This is a genomic window from Arcobacter roscoffensis, from assembly GCF_024267655.1.
Lineage (GTDB): Bacteria > Campylobacterota > Campylobacteria > Campylobacterales > Arcobacteraceae > Arcobacter_B > Arcobacter_B roscoffensis.
Genome location: NZ_CP100595.1, coordinates 1,263,218 through 1,287,591, shown reverse-complemented (window position 1 = coordinate 1,287,591; position 24,374 = coordinate 1,263,218). Strand labels below are relative to the sequence as shown.

At 28.3% G+C, this 24,374-nt stretch carries 30 protein-coding genes and 3 tRNA genes; 12 read left to right on the top strand and 21 right to left on the bottom strand.

Features of this window, described 5'->3' with window-relative positions; genetic code table 11:
- The first annotated feature begins 64 nt into the window (after positions 1-64).
- Positions 65-547 carry a ribonuclease E activity regulator RraA gene (rraA, locus tag NJU99_RS06055; RefSeq protein ID WP_254577828.1) on the top strand — a complete coding sequence of 161 codons (483 nt, stop codon included), beginning with the start codon at positions 65-67 and terminating at the stop codon, positions 545-547.
- A gap of 24 nt (positions 548-571) precedes the next feature.
- Here the strand turns inward: rraA and NJU99_RS06050 are convergent, their stop codons facing one another.
- A complete protein-coding gene (locus NJU99_RS06050; RefSeq protein ID WP_254577827.1) occupies positions 572-2,419 on the bottom strand; it encodes a GGDEF domain-containing protein in 1,848 nt (615 codons plus the stop codon).
- A gap of 108 nt (positions 2,420-2,527) precedes the next feature.
- Between NJU99_RS06050 and NJU99_RS06045 the strand changes: the two genes are divergently transcribed.
- Positions 2,528-2,794: a hypothetical protein gene (locus tag NJU99_RS06045; RefSeq protein WP_254577826.1), complete on the top strand. Its 267-nt coding sequence runs from the start codon at positions 2,528-2,530 to the stop codon at positions 2,792-2,794.
- Complete coding sequence (locus tag NJU99_RS06040; protein WP_254577825.1) at positions 2,794-4,257, top strand: sensor domain-containing diguanylate cyclase; 1,464 nt, start codon at positions 2,794-2,796, stop codon at positions 4,255-4,257. The genes NJU99_RS06045 and NJU99_RS06040 overlap by 1 nt, the downstream gene beginning before the upstream one ends.
- Positions 4,258-4,281: 24 nt before the next feature.
- Here NJU99_RS06040 and NJU99_RS06035 read toward each other — a convergent pair whose 3' ends face one another.
- Entirely contained in the window at positions 4,282-4,632 is a 351-nt protein-coding gene (locus tag NJU99_RS06035; RefSeq protein WP_254577824.1) for a RidA family protein, read from the bottom strand.
- A 103-nt stretch (positions 4,633-4,735) separates the two neighbouring features.
- Here NJU99_RS06035 and NJU99_RS06030 point away from each other — a divergent pair.
- The 3 genes from NJU99_RS06030 to NJU99_RS06020 all read left to right on the top strand — a co-directional run bounded on the left by NJU99_RS06030 (position 4,736) and on the right by NJU99_RS06020 (position 5,030).
- Positions 4,736-4,820, top strand: a tRNA-Tyr gene (locus tag NJU99_RS06030).
- 19 nt (positions 4,821-4,839) lie between these two features.
- Positions 4,840-4,926, top strand: a tRNA-Leu gene (locus NJU99_RS06025).
- A gap of 15 nt (positions 4,927-4,941) precedes the next feature.
- Positions 4,942-5,030, top strand: a tRNA-Ser gene (locus NJU99_RS06020).
- Between the two features lie 11 nt (positions 5,031-5,041).
- Here NJU99_RS06020 and NJU99_RS06015 read toward each other — a convergent pair.
- The 3 genes from NJU99_RS06015 to NJU99_RS06005 form a co-directional block, all read right to left on the bottom strand.
- Complete coding sequence (locus NJU99_RS06015) at positions 5,042-6,277, bottom strand: response regulator (protein ID WP_254577823.1); 1,236 nt, start codon at positions 6,275-6,277, stop codon at positions 5,042-5,044.
- Between the two features lie 4 nt (positions 6,278-6,281).
- A complete protein-coding gene (locus NJU99_RS06010; protein ID WP_254577822.1) occupies positions 6,282-7,544 on the bottom strand; it encodes a PAS domain-containing protein in 1,263 nt (420 codons plus the stop codon).
- 94 nt (positions 7,545-7,638) lie between these two features.
- A complete protein-coding gene (locus tag NJU99_RS06005; protein ID WP_254577821.1) occupies positions 7,639-8,001 on the bottom strand; it encodes a S24 family peptidase in 363 nt (120 codons plus the stop codon).
- A 92-nt stretch (positions 8,002-8,093) separates the two neighbouring features.
- Here NJU99_RS06005 and NJU99_RS06000 point away from each other — a divergent pair, with 92 nt between their 5' ends.
- The 4 genes from NJU99_RS06000 (at position 8,094) to NJU99_RS05985 (ending at position 9,872) form a co-directional block, all read left to right on the top strand.
- Positions 8,094-8,573 carry a DUF2721 domain-containing protein gene (locus NJU99_RS06000; RefSeq protein WP_254577820.1) on the top strand — a complete coding sequence of 160 codons (480 nt, stop codon included), beginning with the start codon at positions 8,094-8,096 and terminating at the stop codon, positions 8,571-8,573.
- Positions 8,574-8,575: 2 nt separating this feature from the next.
- Positions 8,576-8,953 carry a DUF302 domain-containing protein gene (locus tag NJU99_RS05995; protein ID WP_254577819.1) on the top strand — a complete coding sequence of 126 codons (378 nt, stop codon included), beginning with the start codon at positions 8,576-8,578 and terminating at the stop codon, positions 8,951-8,953.
- A gap of 71 nt (positions 8,954-9,024) precedes the next feature.
- A complete protein-coding gene (locus NJU99_RS05990) occupies positions 9,025-9,333 on the top strand; it encodes a hypothetical protein (protein ID WP_254577818.1) in 309 nt (102 codons plus the stop codon).
- Between the two features lie 20 nt (positions 9,334-9,353).
- Positions 9,354-9,872 (top strand): methyltransferase, encoded by a 519-nt coding sequence (locus NJU99_RS05985; RefSeq protein ID WP_254577817.1) that lies wholly within the window; start codon positions 9,354-9,356, stop codon positions 9,870-9,872.
- Here NJU99_RS05985 and NJU99_RS05980 read toward each other — a convergent pair.
- From NJU99_RS05980 to NJU99_RS05970, 3 genes are all read right to left on the bottom strand, one after another.
- Positions 9,869-10,708 carry a bifunctional transcriptional activator/DNA repair enzyme AdaA gene (locus tag NJU99_RS05980; protein WP_254577816.1) on the bottom strand — a complete coding sequence of 280 codons (840 nt, stop codon included), beginning with the start codon at positions 10,706-10,708 and terminating at the stop codon, positions 9,869-9,871. The genes NJU99_RS05985 and NJU99_RS05980 overlap by 4 nt on opposite strands.
- Before the next feature lie 150 nt (positions 10,709-10,858).
- Positions 10,859-12,121, bottom strand: coding sequence for a serine hydroxymethyltransferase (locus NJU99_RS05975; RefSeq protein ID WP_254577815.1), 1,263 nt, complete (start codon positions 12,119-12,121; stop codon positions 10,859-10,861).
- 130 nt (positions 12,122-12,251) lie between these two features.
- Positions 12,252-13,427, bottom strand: a complete 1,176-nt coding sequence (locus NJU99_RS05970; RefSeq protein ID WP_254577814.1) for an ATP-binding response regulator — start codon at positions 13,425-13,427, stop codon at positions 12,252-12,254.
- 167 nt (positions 13,428-13,594) lie between these two features.
- Between NJU99_RS05970 and NJU99_RS05965 the strand changes: the two genes are divergently transcribed.
- The gene (locus NJU99_RS05965; protein WP_254577813.1) at positions 13,595-14,563 is read left to right on the top strand and encodes an aldolase catalytic domain-containing protein; all 969 of its coding nucleotides are present in this window, start codon (positions 13,595-13,597) and stop codon (positions 14,561-14,563) included.
- A gap of 386 nt (positions 14,564-14,949) precedes the next feature.
- Positions 14,950-15,168: a cold-shock protein gene (locus NJU99_RS05960; RefSeq protein ID WP_254577812.1), complete on the top strand. Its 219-nt coding sequence runs from the start codon at positions 14,950-14,952 to the stop codon at positions 15,166-15,168.
- Positions 15,169-15,190: 22 nt separating this feature from the next.
- Here the strand turns inward: NJU99_RS05960 and NJU99_RS05955 are convergent, their stop codons facing one another.
- The 13 genes from NJU99_RS05955 to fdh3B all read right to left on the bottom strand — a co-directional run bounded on the left by NJU99_RS05955 (position 15,191) and on the right by fdh3B (position 24,366).
- Positions 15,191-15,376 (bottom strand): Rdx family protein, encoded by a 186-nt coding sequence (locus tag NJU99_RS05955; protein WP_254577811.1) that lies wholly within the window; start codon positions 15,374-15,376, stop codon positions 15,191-15,193.
- Positions 15,377-15,464: 88 nt separating this feature from the next.
- Entirely contained in the window at positions 15,465-15,812 is a 348-nt protein-coding gene (locus tag NJU99_RS05950; RefSeq protein WP_254577810.1) for a rhodanese-like domain-containing protein, read from the bottom strand.
- Between the two features lie 45 nt (positions 15,813-15,857).
- On the bottom strand, positions 15,858-16,250 hold the full coding sequence (locus NJU99_RS05945; RefSeq protein WP_254577809.1) for a rhodanese-like domain-containing protein: 393 nt from the start codon (positions 16,248-16,250) through the stop codon (positions 15,858-15,860).
- A 66-nt stretch (positions 16,251-16,316) separates the two neighbouring features.
- Entirely contained in the window at positions 16,317-17,336 is a 1,020-nt protein-coding gene (locus NJU99_RS05940; protein ID WP_254577808.1) for an energy-coupling factor ABC transporter ATP-binding protein, read from the bottom strand.
- On the bottom strand, positions 17,333-18,028 hold the full coding sequence (locus NJU99_RS05935; protein WP_254577807.1) for an ABC transporter permease: 696 nt from the start codon (positions 18,026-18,028) through the stop codon (positions 17,333-17,335). Before NJU99_RS05935 ends, NJU99_RS05940 begins: the two co-directional genes overlap by 4 nt.
- A 30-nt stretch (positions 18,029-18,058) precedes the next feature.
- A complete protein-coding gene (locus tag NJU99_RS05930; RefSeq protein WP_254578079.1) occupies positions 18,059-18,871 on the bottom strand; it encodes an ABC transporter substrate-binding protein in 813 nt (270 codons plus the stop codon).
- Between the two features lie 26 nt (positions 18,872-18,897).
- Entirely contained in the window at positions 18,898-20,145 is a 1,248-nt protein-coding gene (locus NJU99_RS05925; RefSeq protein ID WP_254577806.1) for a molybdopterin molybdotransferase MoeA, read from the bottom strand.
- On the bottom strand, positions 20,135-21,124 hold the full coding sequence (locus tag NJU99_RS05920) for a cysteine desulfurase (RefSeq protein ID WP_254577805.1): 990 nt from the start codon (positions 21,122-21,124) through the stop codon (positions 20,135-20,137). The genes NJU99_RS05925 and NJU99_RS05920 overlap by 11 nt, the downstream gene beginning before the upstream one ends.
- Positions 21,111-21,494 (bottom strand): winged helix-turn-helix domain-containing protein, encoded by a 384-nt coding sequence (locus NJU99_RS05915; RefSeq protein WP_254577804.1) that lies wholly within the window; start codon positions 21,492-21,494, stop codon positions 21,111-21,113. The genes NJU99_RS05920 and NJU99_RS05915 overlap by 14 nt, the downstream gene beginning before the upstream one ends.
- The gene (locus NJU99_RS05910; RefSeq protein WP_254577803.1) at positions 21,478-21,879 is read right to left on the bottom strand and encodes a ModE family transcriptional regulator; all 402 of its coding nucleotides are present in this window, start codon (positions 21,877-21,879) and stop codon (positions 21,478-21,480) included. The genes NJU99_RS05915 and NJU99_RS05910 overlap by 17 nt, the downstream gene beginning before the upstream one ends.
- Entirely contained in the window at positions 21,872-22,660 is a 789-nt protein-coding gene (fdhD, locus tag NJU99_RS05905; protein ID WP_254577802.1) for a formate dehydrogenase accessory sulfurtransferase FdhD, read from the bottom strand. The genes NJU99_RS05910 and fdhD overlap by 8 nt, the downstream gene beginning before the upstream one ends.
- Positions 22,661-22,790: 130 nt before the next feature.
- Positions 22,791-23,750 (bottom strand): cytochrome b/b6 domain-containing protein, encoded by a 960-nt coding sequence (locus NJU99_RS05900; protein ID WP_254577801.1) that lies wholly within the window; start codon positions 23,748-23,750, stop codon positions 22,791-22,793.
- Entirely contained in the window at positions 23,740-24,366 is a 627-nt protein-coding gene (fdh3B, locus tag NJU99_RS05895) for a formate dehydrogenase FDH3 subunit beta (protein WP_254577800.1), read from the bottom strand. Before fdh3B ends, NJU99_RS05900 begins: the two co-directional genes overlap by 11 nt.
- Positions 24,367-24,374 lie beyond the last annotated feature (8 nt).

Here is a 24,374-nt window from a genome sequence, read left to right as displayed (position 1 = left end):
CACTTTTTATACATTTTTTTCTACTACTATTGCACCTATGGGAAGAAACTATTAAGGAGAATATATGAATATACACACAGCTGATTTATGTGATGAAAACCAAGATAAAAAATTACAGATTTTATCACCAAAATTTAAAAATTATGGTGGTTTAAAAAGATTTTATGGACAAATTGAAACAGTAAAACTTGATAAAAGTAACTTTAGACTTTTAGAAATGCTAAGAGATGAAGATGGTGAAGGTAGAATTGTAGTTGTTGATAATGCACAAGAATTTTTTGGAGTTGTAGGTGATAAACTTATGGCTTTTGCAGCAAAAAACAACTGGCAAGCTATCATTTTAAATGGATATGTAAGAGATACTGATGAAACTAAAAATATTAATGTTGGATTATTCGCAATCGGTACTTGTCCTTTAAGAAACTTTGATAAGACTGAATCTTCAAGAGGTGAAGAAATAAGCTTCGAGGGTTTAACTTTTAATAGAGGTGATTATATTTATGCTGATAATGACGGTATAGTTATCTCAAAAGAAAAGTTAGTGTAACTAAGGTTTTACCCTTAGTTTATACTAAAATAAATCTACACTAGATACCTGCTCTTCTTTAAATCTTACAACTTTATCTCTACCTGTACTTTTTGCTTCATATAATGCAATATCTGCATTTTTAATAACTGAATTAAAGTTTGATGAGTCTTGTGGGAACATTGATAATCCTGTACTGATTGTCTTTTTAAGCTTAGCTCCTGCGTATACATCTATTTCATTTTCTCTAACTTTTTTAGAAATTTTATTTGCAACACTTAAAGCATCTTCTTCACTATTAACTCCAACTAAAAGAACAATAAACTCTTCACCACCATATCTAATAACTAAATCTGATTCTCTTACATTTTCATCTAAAATAATAGCTAACTCTTTTAATACTTTATCACCTATATCATGTCCATATTCATCATTTACAGCTTTAAAGTGATCCATGTCTAGCATTAAAACACCAATATTAATATCTTCTCTTTTTGCATGTGGAATAAGTTTTTTAGTATGTTCTTCTAAGAATTTTCTATTATAAAGCCCTGTTAGACCATCTGTAAATGCTGATTCTTGTAATGCTTTCATAAGAAGTTTAACTTCAAGTGAAGGTGCAGCTTCATTTATATAACTTTTAATAAATGTAATTTGAGATTTTAATTCTTCTAAATCTTCTTTATTTTCAAATACAAAGTTTATAATAAGATTAACATTTTTACTAATTGCAACATTTGTACAATAATAAAAAAGATCCTCTTTTTCAAAGTACGGACAAGTGTTATGAAAATCCATTGATATTACATCATTTTTAGTTCTTGCTGCCCTACAAACCTCAGGAGTTTCTTCTAAAGTAGTTTTACAACAAAACATATCACCTTTTTCAACAACAGTAGTCATTTTATTTTTAGTCATTTCTATTTCTATAAAGTTAAAAGCTTTTAGATTAAACTTATTTGAGAATACTTGTGATAGCCTTTGATATATTTCATCCCTTGAGTCATCAAGTTCAATCTCTTTTTTAAACTGATAAAGATTTGATAAATTATCAATAATCTCTTTTGATTCATTTAATGGATCTTTTCCATGTTGACCTGTTTTGTAGCCAATAAATCCATGTAGTTTTTGTTCAATATCAATTGATGTATCTTTAAAGTTTACCATTAATTTATTGTATTCATCAGTTAAAGAAAGCATATCTTTAGTAAGACCAGTTGGTGTACTGATTTTTTTAAATTTTCCTTGAACTGCATTACTTATATTTACACTAAACTTTTCAAATAAAACTATATATGGTTTTAAAATTCTTCTTGAAAGATATACAATAATCAAAATTGCAAAAAGTACGACTAACGTTATTATATAAATTGATTCAATCCCAATTTGTTTTAAAGCACTAATATCAAGTTCTAAGGATACTGCACCCAAAGTCTCACCTGGGTCTACATTATGACATTTTAAACAATCCACATTTTTAATTGCAATTGCATTATAAGGAATTGTAACTCTAACTGAGGTAGTTGTAAAAGTTTCTTCTATTTTATATTGCATTTTTCCAGTTAATAATACACTTTTGTCTAGTGCATCTTTAGGTAATTTCGTCTTATCAACTCTATCAAACTGTTTATTTACAGGCTCACCTCTAACTAGCCATATGTTTTTTACATTGTTCATATTAGATACTGAATCTATAAAAGTGTCCACTTGATGCATATTGTTGTTTAACATATGAGAAGTTAAACCGCTTTTTACAACTTCTGAAATTGCCTGAGCATTATGAATTGCAGATTTAATACCAATATTTCTTAAATTATATAGACTTAATGCGGTAATAACTATTGCTAATAAAACAACCATAACAACAAACTGTAAAATAATATTTTTTCTCACAAAAACACCTTAAATAATAATAAAAAAATTGTACAGTAATTGTTCTTAAACTAGTTATATAACAATTTATAAAAAATATTATATAATCAGTAAAATAAAGGATTTTAAATGTCAGAAATAAAAAATAAGCTAAAAGACCTAGTTGAAAATGGAATGATTCCCGAAGTAGAACATTATGTGGAAGATCTTCATACATTACTTGAAAAAGGTGTTGAAACGCAAGATGATATAGATGCAATAAAAGAAATGGAATCATTTTTAGTTGAACTTCAAAATATTCTAGCTGTAATAGAAGAAGATAGCATCCCACAAGAAGAGTATGAAAAAATTTATGAAAAGATTATTTCAAATATAAAAGAGCATGAACACCAGTAATGAAAACATTACTTCTTAAAACAAATTCATATTTAGCTGTACTATTTATTACAATACTTGTAGTTGTATTCTATACTTTAAGTTACAGTTTTTTTACAGTTAAGTTTGAAAATATTGAAGATGAACAAAATAAAAAAAACATCAACTCTTTTTTAACTATAATTGATAATGAGTTATCAAGAGTGGAAAGTATAACAGTAGATTATGCTTATTGGGATGCTACATACAGATTTATAAATGATAAAAATAGTGAGTATATAAATGAAAACTTTAGAGAAGGCTCTAATACTTTAGAAGATTTAAATCTTGATTTTATGTTATTTACAAATATTAATAATACGCCTATTTACTCAAGCTATATAAACTCTAATTTTTTAAAAGATAAAAAAAGCTTTGAATTAGAACTAATAAAAAAATTCTTAAATAAAAAGAATATATCTAATTTATTTAAAAAAGAGATCCTAGAGTATCAAAATAGATATTTTATCATCACAAAAAATGAAATTTCAACAAGTGATAGTAGAGCAAAACCTAATGGTTATTTATATTCAGGGAAAGAAATAACTAAGAAAAGTTTATCTAAATTAAATAAATCATTTAAAAATATAGATATTTTAGATAAAACTAATCACTTAGAAGAGTATCAAGATGAAAGATCAATTTATATCAAAGATATAAAAGTAAGTACATTAAAAGAATCAGACACAATCATAAATTATATTGAATATTATAGTTTTGATAAAACACATTTAGTTACATTTTCATTAAAAAACAACAGGGACTTTATGAAAAAAGGAAAAGAAACTATTGTTTTTTATAATATTATAACTACTACATTCTTATTTGTTCTTCTTTTACTTATATATGTAAATATCAAAATATTACAAAAATATAATAAAAGATTAGCAAAAGAGATTGATTTAAAAACGCAAAAGTTGAAAGAATCAAACGAAAAGTTAAAATACCTTTCACAAACTGATGAATTAACTAAAATAAGTAATAGAAGAATGTTTTTCTATGAGGCAAATAAACTATTTAATCTTTCAGCTAATACACAAAAAGACTTAGCTGTTTTAATGATTGATATTGATAACTTTAAAACTATAAATGATACATATGGACATCCAGCAGGTGATGAAGTTTTAAAACACTTTACAAATAAAGTAACTGATTTATTAGATGGTAAATATGTTTTTGGTCGACTGGGTGGAGAAGAGTTTGCAATAGTTTATTATGACTTAAATGAAGAAAAGGCATATGAACTTAGTGAAAAAATAAGAGAATCCATAGAAAATGACTTTTTAATATATAATGGTGATAAAATAAAATATACTATAAGTTCAGGGCTAGCTAAGAGAAAAAATAAAGATAGCTTAGACTTTATGCTAAATGAAGCAGATAAACTACTTTATAGCGCCAAGAGTAATGGTAAGAACTGTATCATAAGACAAAGACATCTTTAAAAGATAAAAGTTAAGTAAAATTACTTAACTTTTAACTGCTGTTACTACTAACTCAACTAATGTTGTAGTACTTGCCATATTTGCTTCAACACAAGCTCTAGCTGGAGGATTTTCTTTTGAAACCCACTCATCCCATACACTATTAAAATCTTGAAAATCTCTGTAAATATCTTTTAAGAAGATTTCTACTCTTAAAACACTATCTTTATTTGAACCAATTTGATTTAATCTTTGCTCAGCTATTTCTAAAGCTCTTGCAGCTTGACCTTTGATATCTAAAGTTTTATCATCTGATACAATTCCTGCAAGATACACTACACCATTATGCTCTACAATTCTACTCATTCTTTCACTAACTTCTTCTCTATTAATCAAAATAACTCCTAATTTATATAAAATTTGAAAAATTATAGCAAAGTTAACAAAATTTAATTTTAAATTAATAAAAAAGTAACTATAATTTCGACCTCTTTAAAACGGTGAGGTTGGAGAGTGGTCAAATCCTGCGGATTGTAAATCCGCCGCCTACGGCTTCGAAGGTTCGAATCCTTCCCTCACCACCACTTTAGAGATATACTGTGTGCGAGTGTGGCGGAATAGGTAGACGCGTGGGACTTAAAATCCCATTCCGGTTTCGGAGTGTGAGTTCGATTCTCACCATTCGCACCATCTTTTAAAAACAGTAGAGAGTTGACTGAGTTGGTCGAAAGTACCGGTTTTGAAAACCGGCGAGGTTCACGCCTCCGGGGGTTCGAATCCCCCACTCTCTGCCACTTTCAATACTTTAAATCCCTATTTGATTTTCTTTTCTTTCAATAGATGCCATTAGTTTTTCGATTGTTTTTACTTGTAAATCAAGTTCACTTGTTAGTTCTTTTATGGTTTTATTTTTTATATCTAACTCTTTTGTTAGTCCTCTTAGTTCATTTACAACTTTATCTTTTTTCTCTCTAGTTACCTTTTCATCAGCAACTACTTTTTTAATCTTTACACTAGCTTTTTCACTTGTTTCTTTTAACTTCTTTTCAAGTTGCTCTAGCTCTTTTTTATAAAATATTATTTGATTAGAAAACTTTGCATTTCTTTCTTTTTCACTTCTTATTTGAGTTTCAATATTTCTATAAAATGAAAGCTTATTTATAAGCTCATCGATTTTTTCTCTAGCTTGTGTATTTATGCGTCTATTTGCTTGGATATTTTGTGCAGCTTTTTTCTTAAACTCTTTTTGTTCCAACTCATCTTGAGTTGCAAGAAAACTTACCCACATATACTCTTTTATATTTGAATTTTTTTTATCCATAACAGGTACAACAGTTAAATATACATAGAAAAAATCTTTATTTTTTGTAATAAATCTAAGCTTTCCTTCCCATATTTCACCTTGTTTTACTTTATGCCATAAATCTTCAAAAATAAGTTTGTTAGTACCTTCATCTTTTAGAATTTCATAATTACTACCAACTAATTCATCTAAACTATAATTTGAAGTTTCACTAAAGAAACTATTTACAAAAGTAATCTCTCCATGCTCATTTGTTTTGATAACTAAAGCAACTTCGTTAATAACTTCAATTATATCTTCTAAATCTTTTTGAGCTTGAATTCTAAGTTTCGCATGGTATTTATTCTGACATATATTTTCAACACTAAAAACTAAATCTTTTGCATTTATTGGCTTTTGTAAATAGTCAGTTGCTTGATAATCAATAGCCTCTAAAAGAGGTTCAATTTCTATTTTATTAGTTGTAATGATTACAGGAATATTTGAGTTTAGTTCTCTTATTCCTTTTAAAACATCTAGCCCTGACATGTCATCAAGTTTTTCAGAAACAATTACAATGTCAAGTTCAAACTCTTCATCTTTGTTTTTTTTAAACTTATCTAATCCATCTTTACCATTTTTTTCAGAGATTACATTTCTAAACTGCTTACAAAGCATTTCAGTTAAATAACTATTGTCCTTTTCATTACTTTCAATATATAAAATATCAAGCTTTTTTAAAAATGCATAATTAAACACTTACTTAACCTTTCTTTTCTACTAATTGCTCTGTTCTATGTTTTACTACATCTTCTAAATCTTTAATCTTTGAAGCTTTTTCTTCTATCTCTTCTTTAATTCTATGAATATAAGCTTCTCTTACTTTTATTTCTTCTATTACTTTATCAATCTTTTTTGTAGCTTTAAATTCTATATCTTTCATATCACTAGTCATTATTGAAATTTTGTTTATTTTATCATTCACACCAAATGTTAATTGTTCAAATCTTCGTTTACTAGCCTTTAGTCTATTCTCTAAACCTTGTAACTCATCATATTTTTCTTTATTTTCTTTTACTTGCTTATTAAGATACTCTTCTACCTTATCATAACCATCGTATCTTTTTAAGTATTGATTTAGTTCATCTATTTTTTGTTGGGCTACTTGATAAACTCTTTTTGTTTCTTGAAGATTATATAAAACTTTTTTTCGATATTCTCTTTTTTCATTTTCTTCTTTTGTTGTAAGAAAGTTAACACTTATAAACTTTCTTATATTTTCATTTTCATCTTTACTAAAAACAGGAATGATTGAAGCATTTGTATAAAAAATTGAACTGTCTTTTGTAAGATACTTCATCTTACCATCCCATTTTTCACCCTCATTTATTAGTTCCCACTGCTCTTGTAGAACTTTTTTAGGCATTTCATGATGATATATCGCTTTGAAATCATGACCTAAAATTTCTTCATCTCTACATTTAACTACTTCTTTCAAAAAGTCATTTACATAAACTATTGTTCCATTTACATCAAAAATAAATACTAAAGCAACTTTATTGATTATTCTTAAGTATTCTTCTACTTCATTTCTTTCAGATTCAATTTCATCTTCTCTTTTTTTTACCTTACATACATCCTCTATTTTCATTAAAATATCATCTATTTTTAGAGGTTTCATAAAATAAGCTGTTACATCTTGTCTTAAAGAAGTTAAAAGTACATCTATATCTGCATTTTGCATATCAGTAAAAAAGATAAAAGGAAGATTTTTATGTTCTTTTCTTACATGAGAAAGTAAGCTTAAACCAGAGCATTCAGAAATATTTGCTTCACTAACTATAATATCTACATCATTATTGTTTTTTATTGCACTATCAAAACTACTTATTGCTTCATTAACACTACTTGAAGTAATAACTGTTTTAAAAAGTGGTTCAAACTTTTGAAGAAACTCCTTCTTCAGTTCACTGTCATTTTCAACATATAATATAGTTAATGTACCTAAAAAATTTTCATCTAGCATATATTTATTTTCCCTTATATTATAATATCTTACTATAAACTCTCTAAGTTAGTTTTTAAGAAATAACCTTTTATTAAGAAAAATAAACTTTTTTCTAGCAATTCTTATACAAAAGTACTTTTCCTACGGTATGAACCTCATTTAAGCTATAAATTAAATGCTGATATTTTGGATTTATAGATACAAATGATTTTATATTATTATCATACTTTTTTATCCACATTCTATTTTTATAATATATTAAATAATTTTCTTCATGAAATAAATCTTTTTTTGAAATATCAACAACTAAAATTGCTTTGTGAGTAATCAAAGGTTGCATTGATTCCCCATCAACTAATGTAGCAAATAGTGATGTTTTATTAAAACTTTCTTTTATCGCTGTTTCTTCAAAACTTATTGTTTTTATTTTATTATTATCAAAGACATCTGTATATTCTAAAGTTATTCTTTTCATAATTGTACCTTATTTTTAAGCTTTATTTATATATATTATTTGATTAAATACTAATTAATTTTTAAATAGTAAATAAAATATAAAGTGAAAAAATGTCAGTTGATAGTGTAAATACAGTAAATACAGTGGCTCAGCTAATACAGTTAGCTGTTGCCCCTGTTTTTTTATTAGCAGGAGTTGCAGGTCTTTTAAATGTTTTTACAGGAAGATTATCTAGAATTATTGATAAATTAGAAAAAATTGATAATTTTATTGGTAATCAAAAAACAAATGAAGATGAACAAAAAGCAAAAGAAAAATTTAAAGATAGAAGAAGATTTTTGATTAATAGAATGAGAAATATAAACTACTCTATTTTCTTTTGTACAAGTACAGGGCTTTTAATCGCAATGGTTATTGTAACAATGTTTTTAAGTGCAATGTTTAAGTTTGAAGACTCTTTATTTATTGCAAGTTTATTTATAGTGGCAATGTTGTCTTTTATTTTATCTTTAATTTTATTTCTAAGAGAGATATACTATACTACGTCATTTATAAATAAAAAGAAAACTACATTAAAAAATAAAGGTTAATAATGGTTTATACAGAAACATCAAATAAAAGTGTTCAAGAACTTGTAAATGAGATTCAAGAAAAAATATCAGATTATAAATTTGGAGTTTTACATATTCATAATGTTGCCCAAACATTAGAATCAAAAGGTGTAGAGTTTAATGAAGAGTGTCAAATCTTAGATATTTGTAATCCAAACTTTGCAAAGCTTTTTTTAGAAAGTGATATGACTTTATCAACAATTATGCCTTGTAAAATATCAGTATATTCAAAAGATAAACAAACATACATTTCAATGAACTCAATAGTTCAATTAATAGATGATATTAATCCTGACTTAGTAGATGAGGCTCAAGAAGTACAAAGTATTGTTTTAGAATTAATTGAAAATGTTAAATAAATTTAAATAATGATACTTTTTTCATACTCTTTTTAAATACAATTTCTTAAAATATAAAAAGGATTAAGAGTATGATAAAAGTTGCACAAGAAGAACATATATTGATATTGAAAGCACAAAATACAAGAGAGTTAAATGATATAATTACTTTAAGTAAATCTCCTTTCTCAAATGTGAGAAGATGTATTGCTAAAAATAGACACACTCCTTCATATATAGTTAATAGTCTTGCATATGACCCTGTAGCAAATGTTTCTTATGCTGCTTTAAAAAATCCTATTTGTTCAGAAAAAAGAGATTTATCACGATTTCAAGATAGATGTGTAATTTGTCCTAAAAATGAAGCTCAATATAAAACAGCCTGTGGATTTTGTGGCTAAATTTGTATATAATATAGTTCATGTTTGAACTATATTTACTAATAATTTTACTTTTTATTACAATTACAATTGCAATTAGCTCTTTAAAAATTGGTATTTCACCAATGCCCTCTTCTAAAAAAGTTGCTATGGAAATTTTAGCACTAGCTAAAAATTCTACTAAAAATGAAATTATAGATTTGGGTTCAGGTTTTGGAAGTTTAGCTATTTTTCTAGCAATAAATATACCACATAAAAAAGTTCTAGCTTATGAAGTATCTTTTTTTCCATATATAATTTCAAAAGTATTAAAAACTATTTTAAGAGTAAAAAATCTTGAAATTTATAAAAAAGATTTTCTAAAAGAAGATTTAAAAAATTCTCTTTTAGTTTGTTATTTATTTCCAAAAGGAATGCAAAATCTTGAAGATAAACTTTTTGATGAGACTATAAATACAGAAATAATAAGCAGTACCTTTGCCTTTAGACATATAAAATTTAGAAAAAAAATAGAAGTAAAAGATATTTACAGAACCCCTATTTATTTTTATAAAACTTAATTTTCTTTTTTTAAAGCCTCATAAGCAACTAAAATTTTCTTTCTTTCAATTCCCCATCTATAACCACTCATAGCACCACTTTTTGCTAAAACCCTATGACAAGGAATTAAATATCCTATATGATTTGAACCAATTGCACTAGCAACTGCTCTTACTGCTTTTGGTTTATTTATACTATTTGCTATATCTTGATAAGTTGCAATTGTTCCATTTGGAATATTAAGTAAGGCTTTCCAAATATTTATTTGAAAATTTGTTCCTTTTACATATAAATCAAACTTTTTCTTTTCTACAAAGATATTATTCAAAAACTCTTGAGCTTTTTCATCATCTTTTATAAGTTCAGCTTTCTCCCAAATTTCCTTGAACCTATTAAAAATTCCTTCTTTGTCATTATCTACAAAACCAAGATAGGAAACCCCTCTTTTTGTAAAAGCAATTAAAGCTTCTCCAAAAGGAGTAGAACCATAACCATAAGTGATTTTTACATTTTTCCCTGATTCTTTATACTCTTTTGGTGTAACACCAATAATATTTACAAATAAATCGTGAAGTCTACTTGGGCTTGAAAGTCCCATATCAAGTGCACTATCTAAAATAGATTTTGATTCTTTTAAATGCTCTTTTGCATAGTTCAAAGTAACAGATTGTAAAAACTGTATGGGAGTTACTCCCACATACTCTTTAAATACACGAATCAGATGATATTTACTCATACCAATATATGAAGCAATAGTATCAATTGAAGGTTGTTCTTTGAAGTTTTCATCAATATATTTTATAACTTTTTCAATTTTTTTATAGTTTTCATTCTCTTCTAAAAGTTTGTCTTGCATAAAATATCCTGATGTTTCTTTTTATATTTTGTATTATATAGAAAAGTTTATTAGTAAAAGCAAATTATGAGTTAATTGGGAAGCAAAAGTGGTTTGGGAAGACCACTTTTGCAATGTTTTGATTTAAATAAATGGGACTAAGATTAAATCTTAGTAAGTAGACTGAGTGTAAATAACAAAGTTATTAGCTAAATCTTTAAGTTCAGCCTTAATACTTGCTTGTAATTCAGTGTTCTCAATATCGTCTAAAATATCAGCAATTTTGTTTGCAATTAATTCAAACTCTTGCTCTTTCATTCCTCTTGCTGTTAAAGCAGGTGATCCAATTCTAACCCCTGATGTTACAAATGGAGATCTTGTTTCACCTGGTACTGTGTTTTTATTTACAGTAATACCAGCGTTTTGTAATGCTGCATCTGCATCTTTTCCTGAAAATTCTTTGTTTAAGAAAGATACTAATACTAAGTGATTATCTGTTCCACCTGATACAATGTCGTATCCTCTTGAAACTAGTACTTCACCAAGTTTTGCTGCATTTGCTTTTACTTGTTTAGCATAATCTTTCCATTGGGGTGCTAAAATCTCTTTAAATGCTACTGCTTTTGCTGCCATTACGTGAACTAATGGTCCACCTTGTAATCCTGGGAAAATAGCAGAATTAATTTTCTTAGCAATATCTTCATCATTTGATAAAATAATACCACCTCTTGGACCTCTTAAAGTCTTATGAGTTGTTGAAGTTACTACATCAGCATAAGGGAATGGACTCATATGCTCACCTGCTGCAACTAATCCAGCAATATGTGCAATATCAGCAAATAAAATAGCACCAACTGCATCAGCAATTTCTCTAAATTTAGAAAAATCAATTTCTCTTGCGTAAGCAGAAGCTCCACAAACAATGATTTTTGGTTGAGTGATTTTAGCAATTTCCATTACTTTATCATAGTTAATTCTACCATCTAATTCTACACCGTAGTAGAATGCTTGGTAGTTCTTACCTGAGAATGATGGTTTAGAACCATGAGTTAAGTGACCACCATGAGATAAGTCCATACCTAAGATTTTATCACCAGCTTTTAATAATGCTGCATAAACTGCACCATTTGCTTGAGAACCTGAATGTGGTTGAACATTTGCATAAGAACATCCAAAGATTTCACAAGCTCTATCAATTGCTAATTGCTCAGCAGCATCAGCAAATTCACATCCACCATAATATCTTTTATAAGGGTAACCCTCAGCATATTTGTTTGTAAATACTGAACCCATAGTTTCCATAACAGCAGGTGAAGTAAAGTTTTCACTTGCAATCATTTCTAAGTGTGTTGTTTGTCTATCTAATTCTTGCTCAACGATATCAAATATCTCTTTATCTGCTTCTTTTAACGATGCGTTTGATATATAGCTCATAGTCTGCCTTTTATTGTTTTTTTGAAAGTATAACGAAAACTTTAAATTCAAACAATCCAAATATTGCTAATTTAAAATTTTTTACTTTTTTATATTAATTGCTTTGGTTCATCAAATAAAAAACTTAATTTTATTTTTTTAAAATTATTTCAAAAGAAGTTCCTTCTTTCTTTGAACTTTCACAAGTAATGCTTCCATTTAATCTATTTTCTACCAAATCTTTTATTATATTAAGTCCAAGTCCTGTACCGCCTTTACCTTTTTTAGTAGTATAGAACTTATCAAAGATATTTGGTAATTTTTCTTTATCAATACCATTTCCATTATCATGATAAATGATTTTTATTTCATTATCATTTTTACTTAGAGTTATATTTATATTACCTTCTTCTAGATTTTCAAAGCCATGATTTATTGAGTTGTTTATAAGATTTGTAAAAATCTGCGAAAAAACTCCTGGGTAAGAGTTTAGTTGTATTTTTTCACTAGCTTTTATATTTACACTTACCTTTACTTTTTTTAATACATAGTTTAAACTAAAAATTACTTCATTTAGATAGCTTTGTAAATCAAACTCTTTTTTATCATCTAAAGCTTGATCAACAGCAATTGTTTTAAAACTTTTTATTAAATCACTTGCTTTTTGCAAGTTAATATATGTCATCTTTGATAAATCAATCGCAGAATTTAAATATGACTCAAAATTATCTTGAGTCATAATCTCATTTTCATAATCTGCTTTTAATTTTTCACTTATATCTGTAAGATGACTAATACTTGTAATCCCAACACCTAAAGGTGAACTGATTTCATGAGTTGCGCCTGCTACTAGATTTCCTATCATTGCCATTTTATCTGCTTCTATTAAAAGCTTTTTTGTTTCATCTAATTTATTTTGAGTATCTTCATTCTGTTTTTTTAATATGATTTTTTCAATTGCTATTTGAACAGTACAATAAAGTTGGGCTAAACTAATTGGTTTTATCAAAAACGTATCTATTCCAAACTCTATTGCTTCATCTAAAAGACTTGTTTCAGAGTGAGCTGAGCTTACTATTATAATTGTGTCACTATTTTTTTGTCTAATATATTTACTTAATTCAATACCACTCATCTTTGGCATTTTTATATCTGTAATAACAATATCAGGTTGATATTTTTCAAAAAGTTCTAATCCCTCTTCACCATTTGAAGCTACTTTTATATTTTTAAACTTCTTTTCTAAGAAATAAATAAGTTCATTTCTAATGAATTCATCATCTTCTACATATAATATAAGTATATCTTCTAGTGTTTTAGCTTTCATGACTTACTCTTATTTTTAATATCTGTTATAACAATTATACATAAAATATGAAATTAATCATAGTTTTTTATTAAAAATGCAAACAAGACAATCTTATTAATAATACTTTGAATCATTTTAAGATAAGATACAAACAATTTCAAAAAAGAAGAATTAGGAAGAGTATTATGTTAGAAAGAAAAGGTTCTATACTTTCAGTAAGAGAAGATATTAAAGTTTTTGATTGTACTATCAGAGATGGTGGTCTAGTAAATAATTACCAATTTTCAGATGAATTTGTAAAAGCACATTATGAAGCTTGTGTAGCCTCTGGTGTTGATTATATGGAAATCGGTAAAAATGTATCTCCAACTATTATGAGTGAAGATGAGTATGGACCATGGAACTTCTGTAAAGAAGAGGATATTAGAAGAATTGTTGGTGAAAACAATACTGATATGAAAATAGCTGTTATGTCTGATATTGGTAGATCTTTAAAAGAAGAGTTAAGACCAAAAGAAGAATCAGTTGTTGATATGATTAGAATTGCTACATATATTCACCAATTACCAGCTGCAATTGAATTAATAGAAGATGCACATGCTAAAGGTTATGAAACAACTGTAAATGTTATGGCTATATCAAAATCTTTTGATGATGAATTAACTGAAGTTTTAAATCAATTAGCTCAAACACCTGTAGATGTAATCTATATTGCAGATAGTTTTGGTTCATTCTACCCTGAACAAATTGTAAAACTTACAGAAAAATATTTAAAAATTGCAGAAGCAAGTGGTAAAAAAATAGGTATTCATGCACATAACAACTTACAATTAGCCTATGCAAATACAATTGAAGCTATGACATATGGTGCTAGTTTCTTAGATGTAACTGTATCAGGATTAGGAAGAGGTGCAGGAAACTGTCCTATGGAACTACTAATTGGTTTCCTAAAAAATCCAAAGTATAAACTAATGCCAATTCTTAAATTTATTGAAGAGTTTATTGTACCATTAGAAAAAGAGCTTGACTGGGGTTACTCAATTCCATATATGCTAACAGGACAGTTAAACGAACATCCAAGACCTGCCATGAAAGCAAGAGATGAGAAAAATACAGAATATAGAGAGTTTTACAGAGACTTATTAAAAGAATAAGTTTAAAAGTCTAAAATTAAAAGGGATAACAATTATCCCTTTTCTTATTTAAAGCTACTTAAAATAAGAAAAAACCTACAAAGTAACTAAAACACAAACACGGATATAACGCCAAACATATAATTAAAAATCTTGTATCTTCATTCATGAATATATTATAGAAAAAATGTGTATTAAAAAAGTATCATTGACAAATTTTCACATTTTTTTAATATTTCTTCATTTTATGATGTAATTAAAGTTTCTTTTTGTTAAAATAAATCAATTGAAAGATGGTTTAGAGTTTCATCTTTAGCTAAGATTTATTGAACACAACTGCAGTAGAACTACCCTGAAGAACACTTTACTTTATATTTTCAAGATTACATTAATATAAGGCATTAAAAATGGCAGATTTAAAAAACGGAACTATTAAATGGTTCAACGACGAAAAAGGTTTTGGATTTATTCAACCTGAAGATGGAAGCAAAGACGCATTTGTACATTACAGACAAGTAAATAGCACTGGTTACGGAAGAGTTTCTTTAGAAGAAGGTCAAAAAGTTTCTTATGAAACTGAGCAAACTGATAAGGGTGTTCAAGCTGTAAACGTAACTGTTTTATAGTAGCCATTAGTTATAGAAGAGTTTATAACTCTTCTATAATCTTACTAATTTCAAAAATTCTTGGAAACGTCTCAGTTTCCTTCTTATCATAAATAGTTTTTTCATCAACAATTACCCTAAAATCACCACCAGAACTTTGTATTAACTTAATATTTACACTTGGGAAAGACTCCCTAATTTCCTCTTCTACCCTAGAAGCTCTTGGCAAATAGTTTCAAGCTGTACAATAAAAAATTTCTACTTTCATAAATAAAACCTTTTAATACTTAATTTATTACATAATAGAATATATATGTTTAAAACTTTCTAAGTGCTTTCCATGTTCCTGCATTGTGAACATCTTTGAAACCTTGAGCTTTTAAAGTATGCTTTGCTATACCACTTCTACTTCCACTAGCACAACAAACGATAATAGGTTTAGTTTTATCTAATTTATCAGTACTACTATTAAGTTTATTCAATGGAATATTTATACTCCCATCTTTATGGGCCAAATTAAACTCATCTTCTGTTCTAACATCTATAATAAGTCCACCTTTTTTAAGTAATTCAGGAACTAGTTTTAAGACTTTATATTGCATGTATTTTTTATAAGCAAAGTAAGCTATAAATATGATAAGAATATAAATCATATTTTCATTCATCAAAGTCCTTTAGTATTAAATATTTATTATTATACTGATATAAGATTAACATCCACAAGAGATACTACTAGCTTTTCTTGCATTTTTACCATCTGTTTGGTAACCATCTCTAATCCACCAGTCTAGTCCACCTATTAACTCTTTTACTTTAAAACCTAATTTCGCCATATTTAAAGCCCCTTTAGTAGAAGCATTACATCCTATTCCATCACAATAAGTAATATAAATTATATCTTTATCTAAGTTTATTAAAGTTTCTTCAGTCATTGTTCTGTGGGGTAAATTTATAGAATTAGGAATTCTTTCATACTCATAAGCCTCATTAGATCTTGCATCAATTACAATAATATTTTTATCTTCTTTTAATGCAATATTTAAATCCCATGAATCAATCTCATACTTTAGCTTATCTTCATAGTGTTTTATTTGTTCATTCATAGTTATCTCCAAAATTTTTAATAACTATATACTAATCTGTTTATTAATTCAATTAAAAGAAGCTTCTTAAATCCAACAAACCTTAGTAGTATCAATATTTACATTGATTTTATCGCCTGGTAGAAAACTTTGTTCTTGCATTAGTTTTCTTGAAATTTTACAGTTAAAACTAATTCCTGAAATTGTAAACTCTATTAATAAATCATCTAAACCATTAAGCTGTTGAATAGAGCTTACTTCTGCAATTAATGTATTTTCATCTTTCATTTCTTCACAATCTACTCTACATATATTTATAGAATCACAATTTATCATAGCAACTGCATCTCTTTTTTTACTTTTACTATTTTTTATTTCTAATCTTTGCCCATCTATAAAATGCTTTACTAAATTTCCATCTTCATTTTTTTGCCAAGGTGAAAAAAGAAGATTAACTCCCCCTGCTTCAACTAAACTTCCATTAAATAAAGCAACTTTCCTATCACAGATATGATTAAGCCAGTTATGATCATGACTTGAGATTAAAATAGTTGTGTTGTACTTTTGTTTTGCTGTTAAAATTGCTTCTTTTATCAACTGCGCAGAATTTGTATCAACTCCTGTTGTTGGTTCATCTAGTATCAGAACTTTTGGTTTTAATATAAGTCTTGCAGCAAGTGCTACTCTTTGAGACTCCCCACCTGAAAGTTGACTCCATTTTCTTTTTGAAAAAGAGTTATCAAGTCCTACTAAACTCAAAGCTTCTAAGACTTTTTCATCTAAATTATCTGTTTGTTTTCTAAGTTTCAAACCATAAACTATATTTTCATAAACTGTTCTTTTTAAAAGATATGGATTTTGAGGTACCATTACTACACTTTGTCTTGTTTCAAAATCAAGTTTGCTATTACATAAGCCATTAAAGGATACATTTCCTAAGCTTGGTTTATCTATAAAAGATAAAAGAGAAAAGAGTGTTGATTTACCACTTCCATTTGGACCAAAAAATCCTATTATTTGATTTTCATCTAAAGTTAGATTATCTATTGATAAAACTCTTCTTCCATCATAGTATTGTTCAACATTACTTAATTTATATAAACTCATTGTGTCCATTTCCTTTTAAGCATTGACAATGCAATATTTACCATAAGAGCAACAGCAAAAAGCACAAGACCTAATGCAATTCCAGTTACAAACTCACCTTTACCAGTCTCTAAAGCAATTGCAGTAGTAACAGTTCTTGTGTGATATTTGATATTTCCACCAACCATCATAGAAATACCAATTTCAGTCACAATTCGTCCATATGCTGTAACTGCCGCTGTCATAATTCCAAATCTAGCTTCTACTAAAGTTGCATTTAATATCTGAAAAGATGTAGCACCTAAACCTTTCAAAGAGATATAAAGTCTTTTATCAACTGCTTCAACTTGCGTGGCTGTTAAAGCAATAATAATAGGCAAACCTAAAACTATTTGTCCTATTATTATTGCTTGTTGAGAAAAAAGTAAATCATACTCACCAAAAGGTCCTACCCTTGATAACATTGTATAAGCAACTAAACCAATAACAACAGTTGGTAAAGCAAGAAGTGTATCTACAATAGTTCTAACCACTGCCTTGCCTGGGAAGTTATAATATCCCAAAGCAAAGCCTAAAGGAAGACCTATTAGTAAGCTTATAAGTAAAGACCAAGAAGATACAGTAACTGTCGTAATAATCGCAGAATAAACACTCTCATTTCCAGATACAAGTAGTTCTATCGCTTCATTAAAGCCATCAGTAAAAAGATTCATCCCGTTTTAATCCTAAGTTTAATTTTTTATTTATTTACCAGCATTAGGAATAAATAAAGCTTTTCCTAATAATCTAAAATCAGCAATTGTTTTTTGAGTTTCAGGCTTAATAATCCAGCTTGTAAACTGTGCTGCTAATTCTGGTTTAACATTTGAGCATTTTTCTTTATTAATTGATACAACAGAGTATTGATTAAATAGTGTTTTATCACCTTCAACTACAATTTTCATTGTATTTTTATCAGCTTTTTGTGATTGATATTTAATCCAAGTTCCTCTATCTGTCATTGTATATCCACCCTTTTCAGCAGCCATGTTAATAGTTCTTAACATACCTTGACCAGTTTGAACATACCAAGATGCTTTTTCAGGAGCTTTAGTTAAAGCTTCTTTCCAAAGTTTAATCTCTTTTTTGTTTGTACCAGAGTTATCACCTCTTGAGAAGAATTTAGCTTCCTTATCATTAATTTTTTTAAGTGCTGCTGCTGTTTGCATACCTGTTACCATTGCAGGGTCTGCTTTTGGTCCAATAACTACAAAATCGTTATACATAACTTGAGTTCTATTTACACCGTAACCTGTTCCAACAAATTTCTTTTCAGCACCAGGTGCATGTACAAATAAAATATCTACATCACAATTTCCACCCATTTTTAAAGCTTTTCCAGTTCCTGTTGCAACCCATTTTAAAGTTGTACCAGTCTCTTTTTCAAATTTTGGTGCTAAATAGTCTAATAATCCAGTATTATCTGTACTTGTTGTTGTAGCCATCATTAAATCTTTTGCGTTTAATCCAGATACTAATGCTGCACTTAATCCTAAAGTTACTAAAGTTTTCTTCATCATTTTTTGCTTCCTTTTTGTTTTAACTAATTAAATATATTTGTTTGTTTTTTTACTAATTTGTTATTAAATTTAATAACATAAACCTCTTGACCTACATCTATACCTGATGTCTCTTCCCTAGTCACAAGTATAGAATTACTCTCATACAGTGCTGTTATCATTCCTGAACCATATTTATTATTTCTTGTTACCTTAAAACCTCCATTTTCACAAGTTCCAAGTACTACATTTACTCTTCCTTGCTTTGTTTTGAAATCTTGATGATTCATAGCAAAATTCACATCATGATAAAAACTACTACTTCCTTGTAGTTTATGTAAAACAGGTACTGCAAATAAGTGCATATTTACCATCGCAGTAAGTGGGTTACCTGGTAAACACATCACAATAGTATTTTCCATTTTTCCCATCATTATTGGACGTCCAGGTTTTACATTTACTCCATGAAATGCAGTTTCTAAACCATTATCTAAAAAAGCTTGACCTACAAAATCAGCATCTCCCATAGAAATACCACCAGTTGTAATAATTACATCATAGTTTTTCATATTTGAAATAAACTCTTTTGAAGCTTCTAAGCTATCAGGTATTACTCCACTGTAAGTTGCATCAAAACCATTTTCAGTAAGTAATGACACTAAAGCATAAGAATTACAGTTATAAATCTCTTCTTCATCACTACTTTCCCATGGCTCTTTTAACTCATTTCCAGTTGATACAACAGCAATTGAGATTTTTTTGAAAACCTTAATCATTGTAAGACCTTGTGATGCTAAAAGTGTCACATGAGAAGAAGTAATAATCTCACCTTTTTCAAATAAAACATTTCCTTCTTTTTGCTCTTCACCTTTTAGTCTTAAATTTGCACCCTCTTTTATATTTTCAGGAACTCTAACTGTTTTATCTGTTACATCAAAGCAGTTTTCAATAGGAATAATCGTATCAACATCACTAGGTACTTTTGCACCTGTCATAATCTTGTAACATTCATTATCCCAAAGTGATTCTTTTACAGCTTCACCCTTATCACCTGCATAAATCACTTTATTTATGTTTAGTGTTTTTCCTGCATCACTTGCTTTAATTGCAAAACCATCCATTGCTGAGTTATTAAAAGCAGGAAGATTCTTAACACAAAGTACATCTTCACTAACAACTCTACCAATTGCATTTGCTAAAGGAATAATCTCTGTAAAACTTGTAGCCTTTGCTAAATCTAAACTTCTTTTAACTGCTTCTTCAAAATCTAAATATCTTAATTTATTGCTCATTTAAAACCTTTATTTGTCTATATTTTTTAGCAATTATTTTTGCTACTTTTTCAATAATATTTGCATCTAACTTTTCACAAAAAGTAAGAGACAAAGCATTTCTACTTGTAGTTTCATCATAGCCCATAGCTTGGATAATTCTTGAAGGTTTTGATAAACCTAAGCTACATCCTTCACCATTTGTAATATGTATTTCATCTAAACTAAGAGTTCTTATAAGCTCTCTTGCTTTTATGCCTTTTAATGCAAAATGAAATGAATAATCTAAAGTATCATTTGAATCAACAAAATAGTATAGATTATCTCCAAGTGCATTTTCAAGTTCATCTTTAAAACTGTGTTTTATTGAGCTTTCAAAACTTTGAGCTTTTAAAGCTTCAAATATAGTATTTACAGCAATACTATCTATAAAACCAAAAGACTTTTCTTCAAATAATTCACCATCAAAAAGTAAAACACCAGATGTAGTAAAACCAGTTAATTTATAAGAGTCAAAATATACAGCATCACTATGTTCACTAAAACTTGCACTTGCATTTGATATAATCTTTGCACTGGTAAGTTCTTTGATTTCTTCTAAATTTGTTTTTACAAAAGTGTCCATCACATATGATGAAAGAAATAAAAAGTCAATATTTTCACTTTCTATTTTTTTTGTATCTACTTTTCCATTTTTTAATAAATCCAGCCATAAAAGTTCAAAACCTAAAGACTCAAATGTCTTTGCTGCTTCATAAACACTATGTGTTTCACCTTTACAAACAGCTATCTTTCCTTTTTTTGAAAGCTCTAAAAAAAGTCCTAAAAAACCATCTTTATCAAAACTAAAAGTTGTTAAATTAGTTTTAGAATATTTAGATATAAACTCTTTTTTTAAATCTAAATAGCTTTCATTATTACTTAATACACTTAATGACAAATCACTATTTATATGCAAATTTTGCATATTTGTATACTGCAAAGAGTTAAGCTTTATCACAACATTCACCTTTTACTTTTATAATCTCTTTATTATCTTTCAAAAACAGCTCATCAAATCTTTTTTTTGCATACTCTTTTATATCTTCTTGTAGAATTTCATAAGTATCAACAATTTCCCTTGCTTTTGGAGTAAGAGAACTTCCACTATCCTCACCCCTACCTTTTTTAGTATGTACAAGTTCATCTTCTATATGCTCTTCAAGTATTTTTATATGAGTCCATGCTTTTTTATAGTTCATACCTACGATTTTAGCTGCTTTAGAAATAGAACCAGTTTGATCTATATATTTTAAAACTTCTGTTTTACCACCACCAAAAACCAAGTTGTTTTCGTCATCATCAATCCAAACTTTAACTTTTACTTCCATGGTTTCCTCTTCTTTCTCTAAATATTCCTAGCTGACAATGAGTTACTTGAATATCAGAATTTTTTACAGTTGAGCCCACAGTATTAAGTGTTGATTTTTGTGCTTCATCCCATAAAACTTTACACTCTAATCTTTTATGCCCCATGTAATTCTCTTGTAATCTATTGTAAACCTTATCACTAGAACTTTCAAATCTCAGTTTCCCAAAAACACCTAACTCACAGTTAGTGATTTTAACACCATACTCATTTGTAATTTTTGCCATTTGTTTTGGATGCTTTCCAATAAGTCTTGCAACCTTAAAAGCCTTTAGACAAGATAGTTTTCCTTCTTCATCTAAATTTGTAAATAAAAGTTCTTTTTGAACTTCATCTAAACTAGACATCAATTCTTCCTTGGTGAGTATAAAGATTCATCTTTTTACCCCTTGCAAAACCAATAAGTGTTATTCCATGTTTATGTGCTGTTTGAACACCAAGATAAGTAGGTGCTGTTCTTGAAACAATTATAGGAATTCTGTGCATTACTGCTTTTGTAACCATCTCTGAACTTAATCTTCCAGATACAAATAAAACTGACTTTATAGTGTCAAGTTTTTGTAATTTACACTTACCAATTGCTTTATCAATTGCATTGTGTCTTCCTATATCTTCTGCTGTTACTGTTGTTCCATCAAGTAAGTAAATCATTGCTTTATGAACACAACCTGTTAGATTATATAGTTCACTTTCTCTGTAAAATATTCTAATTTCATCTGAAATTGTTTGGGGTTTAATTTTAAATGCCGTTTGATTAAAAGGAATTACAAGCTCAGTAGCTTCTGTACCTGTAACTCCCCCACCGCAACCAGAAGTAAGTGTTTTTTCTTTATATAAATTTTGAAGTGATTCTTCATTGATTTTCGCTTTTACATCAACTCTTAATCCCTCTTCACTTATTTTTATATCTTCAATATCATCAATAGAAGAAATTACATTCTCACTCATCAAGAAGCCAATGGCGTGTGCATCTTGATCTTTTGGAATTGTCATCATTGATATGGTTTTTTCTCCATTTAAATATAAGTTTAATCGTGACTCATCAATCGTCACATCTTCGATTTCAGTTGCTTCATTTTCTATAAGTTTGTCTATTACTACTGTTTTTAAATATTTAGTGTTGTCCATATCTCTTCTCTCTTAATATGCTAAGTTTGCATATTTGATAATATCAAAATTCTAATATGCTAGTTTTGCATATTAGTAAATAAATAGAAAAAGCAAATCAGTTTCCCAAAGGGGAAACATGATAGCTTTTCTATTTTCTTAAATTCTCTTCTTCTAGAACATCAGGTCTTAACTGCTCTAGATACTCAACTGGTAATTTTCCTGTGATTACTCCAGGGATGTATCCTTTTACAGATACAAAGTATGAATATACTGTTTCAAATGTAAAGAACGAAATAATCGCACTTCCCATAAAGTGAATAAATAGAATAAATCTTTTGAACTGAATAGTTTCAGCATGATTTGCAGCATCGGGGAACATCCACCAAATGATAAATCCACTAATAACTAGTTTTGATCCAAATGCAGCATACATATAGTAGTTAATTCTATCCATATGCTTGTATTTTCCTCTTAAGAAAATTTTATTCCAAATTTTAACACTTGGTCTTATGAAAAATTTATGATCTTTAAATGCGATAATTGTCATCAGTAACCAAACTGGAATCCAACCAACACCAACTATTTCATGCGTTGCTCTCATAAATCTTGCAATCTCTCCACCACCTGTCCAGTTTCCAAATGTAATTGAAAAACCTGTGATAAATAGATACATCATAATAACTATATTTAATAAAATTACAATTCTTTGAAATACAGAGTAAACTTGTACTTTGTCATCATGTCTTGTAATTTTAGCTTGCTTTCTACCCTTTGCAACAATGAACATTGTTAAAAATAAGAAAAACTCCACAGTAAAAACTATTGGCAGTAAATGTTGTCTTTCTTCAAATGCTCTAACTACTTCAGGTGCGATTGCATCATACTCTGGACCAAATAATGTAACTTCCATTTGTTCATATTTAGTTAATGACTCATATGGAATTACTTGACCAGTAAAATTACCCTGTGCTATTTGCAACAAGAAGTTATAAACATAGTTTATATCCGCAATTGTTGCTAACCAAAAATACCAATAAGTAAGAACTACGAATAGTAAGCCTATAATTAAATAGGCTTTATATTCGCTAAGAAAACTCTTATTTTCCATATGCTTTATCCCATCCGTACGGTTTAGGAGCTGTTTGAACACCGTGCCCGAAAGATAGAACTCTTTCTCTATAAATATTAGAGATAGATTCAGAATCACCAACTAGTAAAGCTTTTGTTGAACACATTGCTGCACAAACTGGAACTTTACCTTCTGAGATTCTGTTTTGTCCATATAAATGTCTTTCGTGCTCAGAGTTTGTTTCATCAGGACCACCTGCACACATAGTACATTTGTCCATAACTCCCTTTGTACCAAATGCACCATTTTTAGGGAACTGAGGAGCTCCAAAAGGACAAGCGTATAGACAATATGAACATCCAATACACTTATCTTTATCATGTAAAACAATTCCGTCTTCTCTGATGTAGAAACAATCAACTGGACAAACTTGCTCACAAGGGGCATCAGTACAATGCATACAAGCAACAGACATAGAGAACTCTTCGCCTTGCTTACCTTCATTTACTGTTATTACTTTTCTTCTAGAAATTTCTACTGGTAATTCGTGAGCTTCGGCACAAGCAACAGAACAACCATCACAATGGATACATCTGTTTTCATCACAGTAAAACCTCATACTTGAGAAATCTACTTTTAAATTATTACTACTCATGTGCTTCT

Excerpts from the sequence above, each read along its gene's own strand:
- NJU99_RS05970 (WP_254577814.1), bottom strand. The coding sequence starts at position 13,427 with ATGAAAGCTAAAACACTAGAAGATATACTTATATTATATGTAGAAGAT.
- NJU99_RS06045 (WP_254577826.1), top strand. The coding sequence starts at position 2,528 with ATGTCAGAAATAAAAAATAAGCTAAAAGACCTAGTTGAAAATGGAATG.
- NJU99_RS05995 (WP_254577819.1), top strand. The coding sequence starts at position 8,576 with ATGGTTTATACAGAAACATCAAATAAAAGTGTTCAAGAACTTGTAAAT.
- NJU99_RS05940 (WP_254577808.1), bottom strand. The coding sequence starts at position 17,336 with ATGAGTTTATATAAATTAAGTAATGTTGAACAATACTATGATGGAAGA.
- NJU99_RS06040 (WP_254577825.1), top strand. The coding sequence starts at position 2,794 with ATGAAAACATTACTTCTTAAAACAAATTCATATTTAGCTGTACTATTT.
- NJU99_RS05960 (WP_254577812.1), top strand. The coding sequence starts at position 14,950 with ATGGCAGATTTAAAAAACGGAACTATTAAATGGTTCAACGACGAAAAA.
- NJU99_RS05945 (WP_254577809.1), bottom strand. The coding sequence starts at position 16,250 with ATGAATGAACAAATAAAACACTATGAAGATAAGCTAAAGTATGAGATT.
- NJU99_RS05980 (WP_254577816.1), bottom strand. The coding sequence starts at position 10,708 with ATGCAAGACAAACTTTTAGAAGAGAATGAAAACTATAAAAAAATTGAA.
- fdh3B (WP_254577800.1), bottom strand. The coding sequence starts at position 24,366 with ATGAGTAGTAATAATTTAAAAGTAGATTTCTCAAGTATGAGGTTTTAC.
- NJU99_RS05915 (WP_254577804.1), bottom strand. The coding sequence starts at position 21,494 with ATGGAAGTAAAAGTTAAAGTTTGGATTGATGATGACGAAAACAACTTG.
- NJU99_RS05985 (WP_254577817.1), top strand. The coding sequence starts at position 9,354 with ATGTTTGAACTATATTTACTAATAATTTTACTTTTTATTACAATTACA.
- NJU99_RS05990 (WP_254577818.1), top strand. The coding sequence starts at position 9,025 with ATGATAAAAGTTGCACAAGAAGAACATATATTGATATTGAAAGCACAA.
- NJU99_RS05925 (WP_254577806.1), bottom strand. The coding sequence starts at position 20,145 with ATGAGCAATAAATTAAGATATTTAGATTTTGAAGAAGCAGTTAAAAGA.
- NJU99_RS05975 (WP_254577815.1), bottom strand. The coding sequence starts at position 12,121 with ATGAGCTATATATCAAACGCATCGTTAAAAGAAGCAGATAAAGAGATA.
- NJU99_RS05930 (WP_254578079.1), bottom strand. The coding sequence starts at position 18,871 with ATGAAGAAAACTTTAGTAACTTTAGGATTAAGTGCAGCATTAGTATCT.
- NJU99_RS06010 (WP_254577822.1), bottom strand. The coding sequence starts at position 7,544 with ATGCTAGATGAAAATTTTTTAGGTACATTAACTATATTATATGTTGAA.
- NJU99_RS05950 (WP_254577810.1), bottom strand. The coding sequence starts at position 15,812 with ATGAATGAAAATATGATTTATATTCTTATCATATTTATAGCTTACTTT.
- NJU99_RS06005 (WP_254577821.1), bottom strand. The coding sequence starts at position 8,001 with ATGAAAAGAATAACTTTAGAATATACAGATGTCTTTGATAATAATAAA.
- NJU99_RS05900 (WP_254577801.1), bottom strand. The coding sequence starts at position 23,750 with ATGGAAAATAAGAGTTTTCTTAGCGAATATAAAGCCTATTTAATTATA.
- NJU99_RS05935 (WP_254577807.1), bottom strand. The coding sequence starts at position 18,028 with ATGAATCTTTTTACTGATGGCTTTAATGAAGCGATAGAACTACTTGTA.
- fdhD (WP_254577802.1), bottom strand. The coding sequence starts at position 22,660 with ATGGACAACACTAAATATTTAAAAACAGTAGTAATAGACAAACTTATA.
- NJU99_RS05965 (WP_254577813.1), top strand. The coding sequence starts at position 13,595 with ATGTTAGAAAGAAAAGGTTCTATACTTTCAGTAAGAGAAGATATTAAA.
- NJU99_RS05910 (WP_254577803.1), bottom strand. The coding sequence starts at position 21,879 with ATGTCTAGTTTAGATGAAGTTCAAAAAGAACTTTTATTTACAAATTTA.
- NJU99_RS06000 (WP_254577820.1), top strand. The coding sequence starts at position 8,094 with ATGTCAGTTGATAGTGTAAATACAGTAAATACAGTGGCTCAGCTAATA.
- rraA (WP_254577828.1), top strand. The coding sequence starts at position 65 with ATGAATATACACACAGCTGATTTATGTGATGAAAACCAAGATAAAAAA.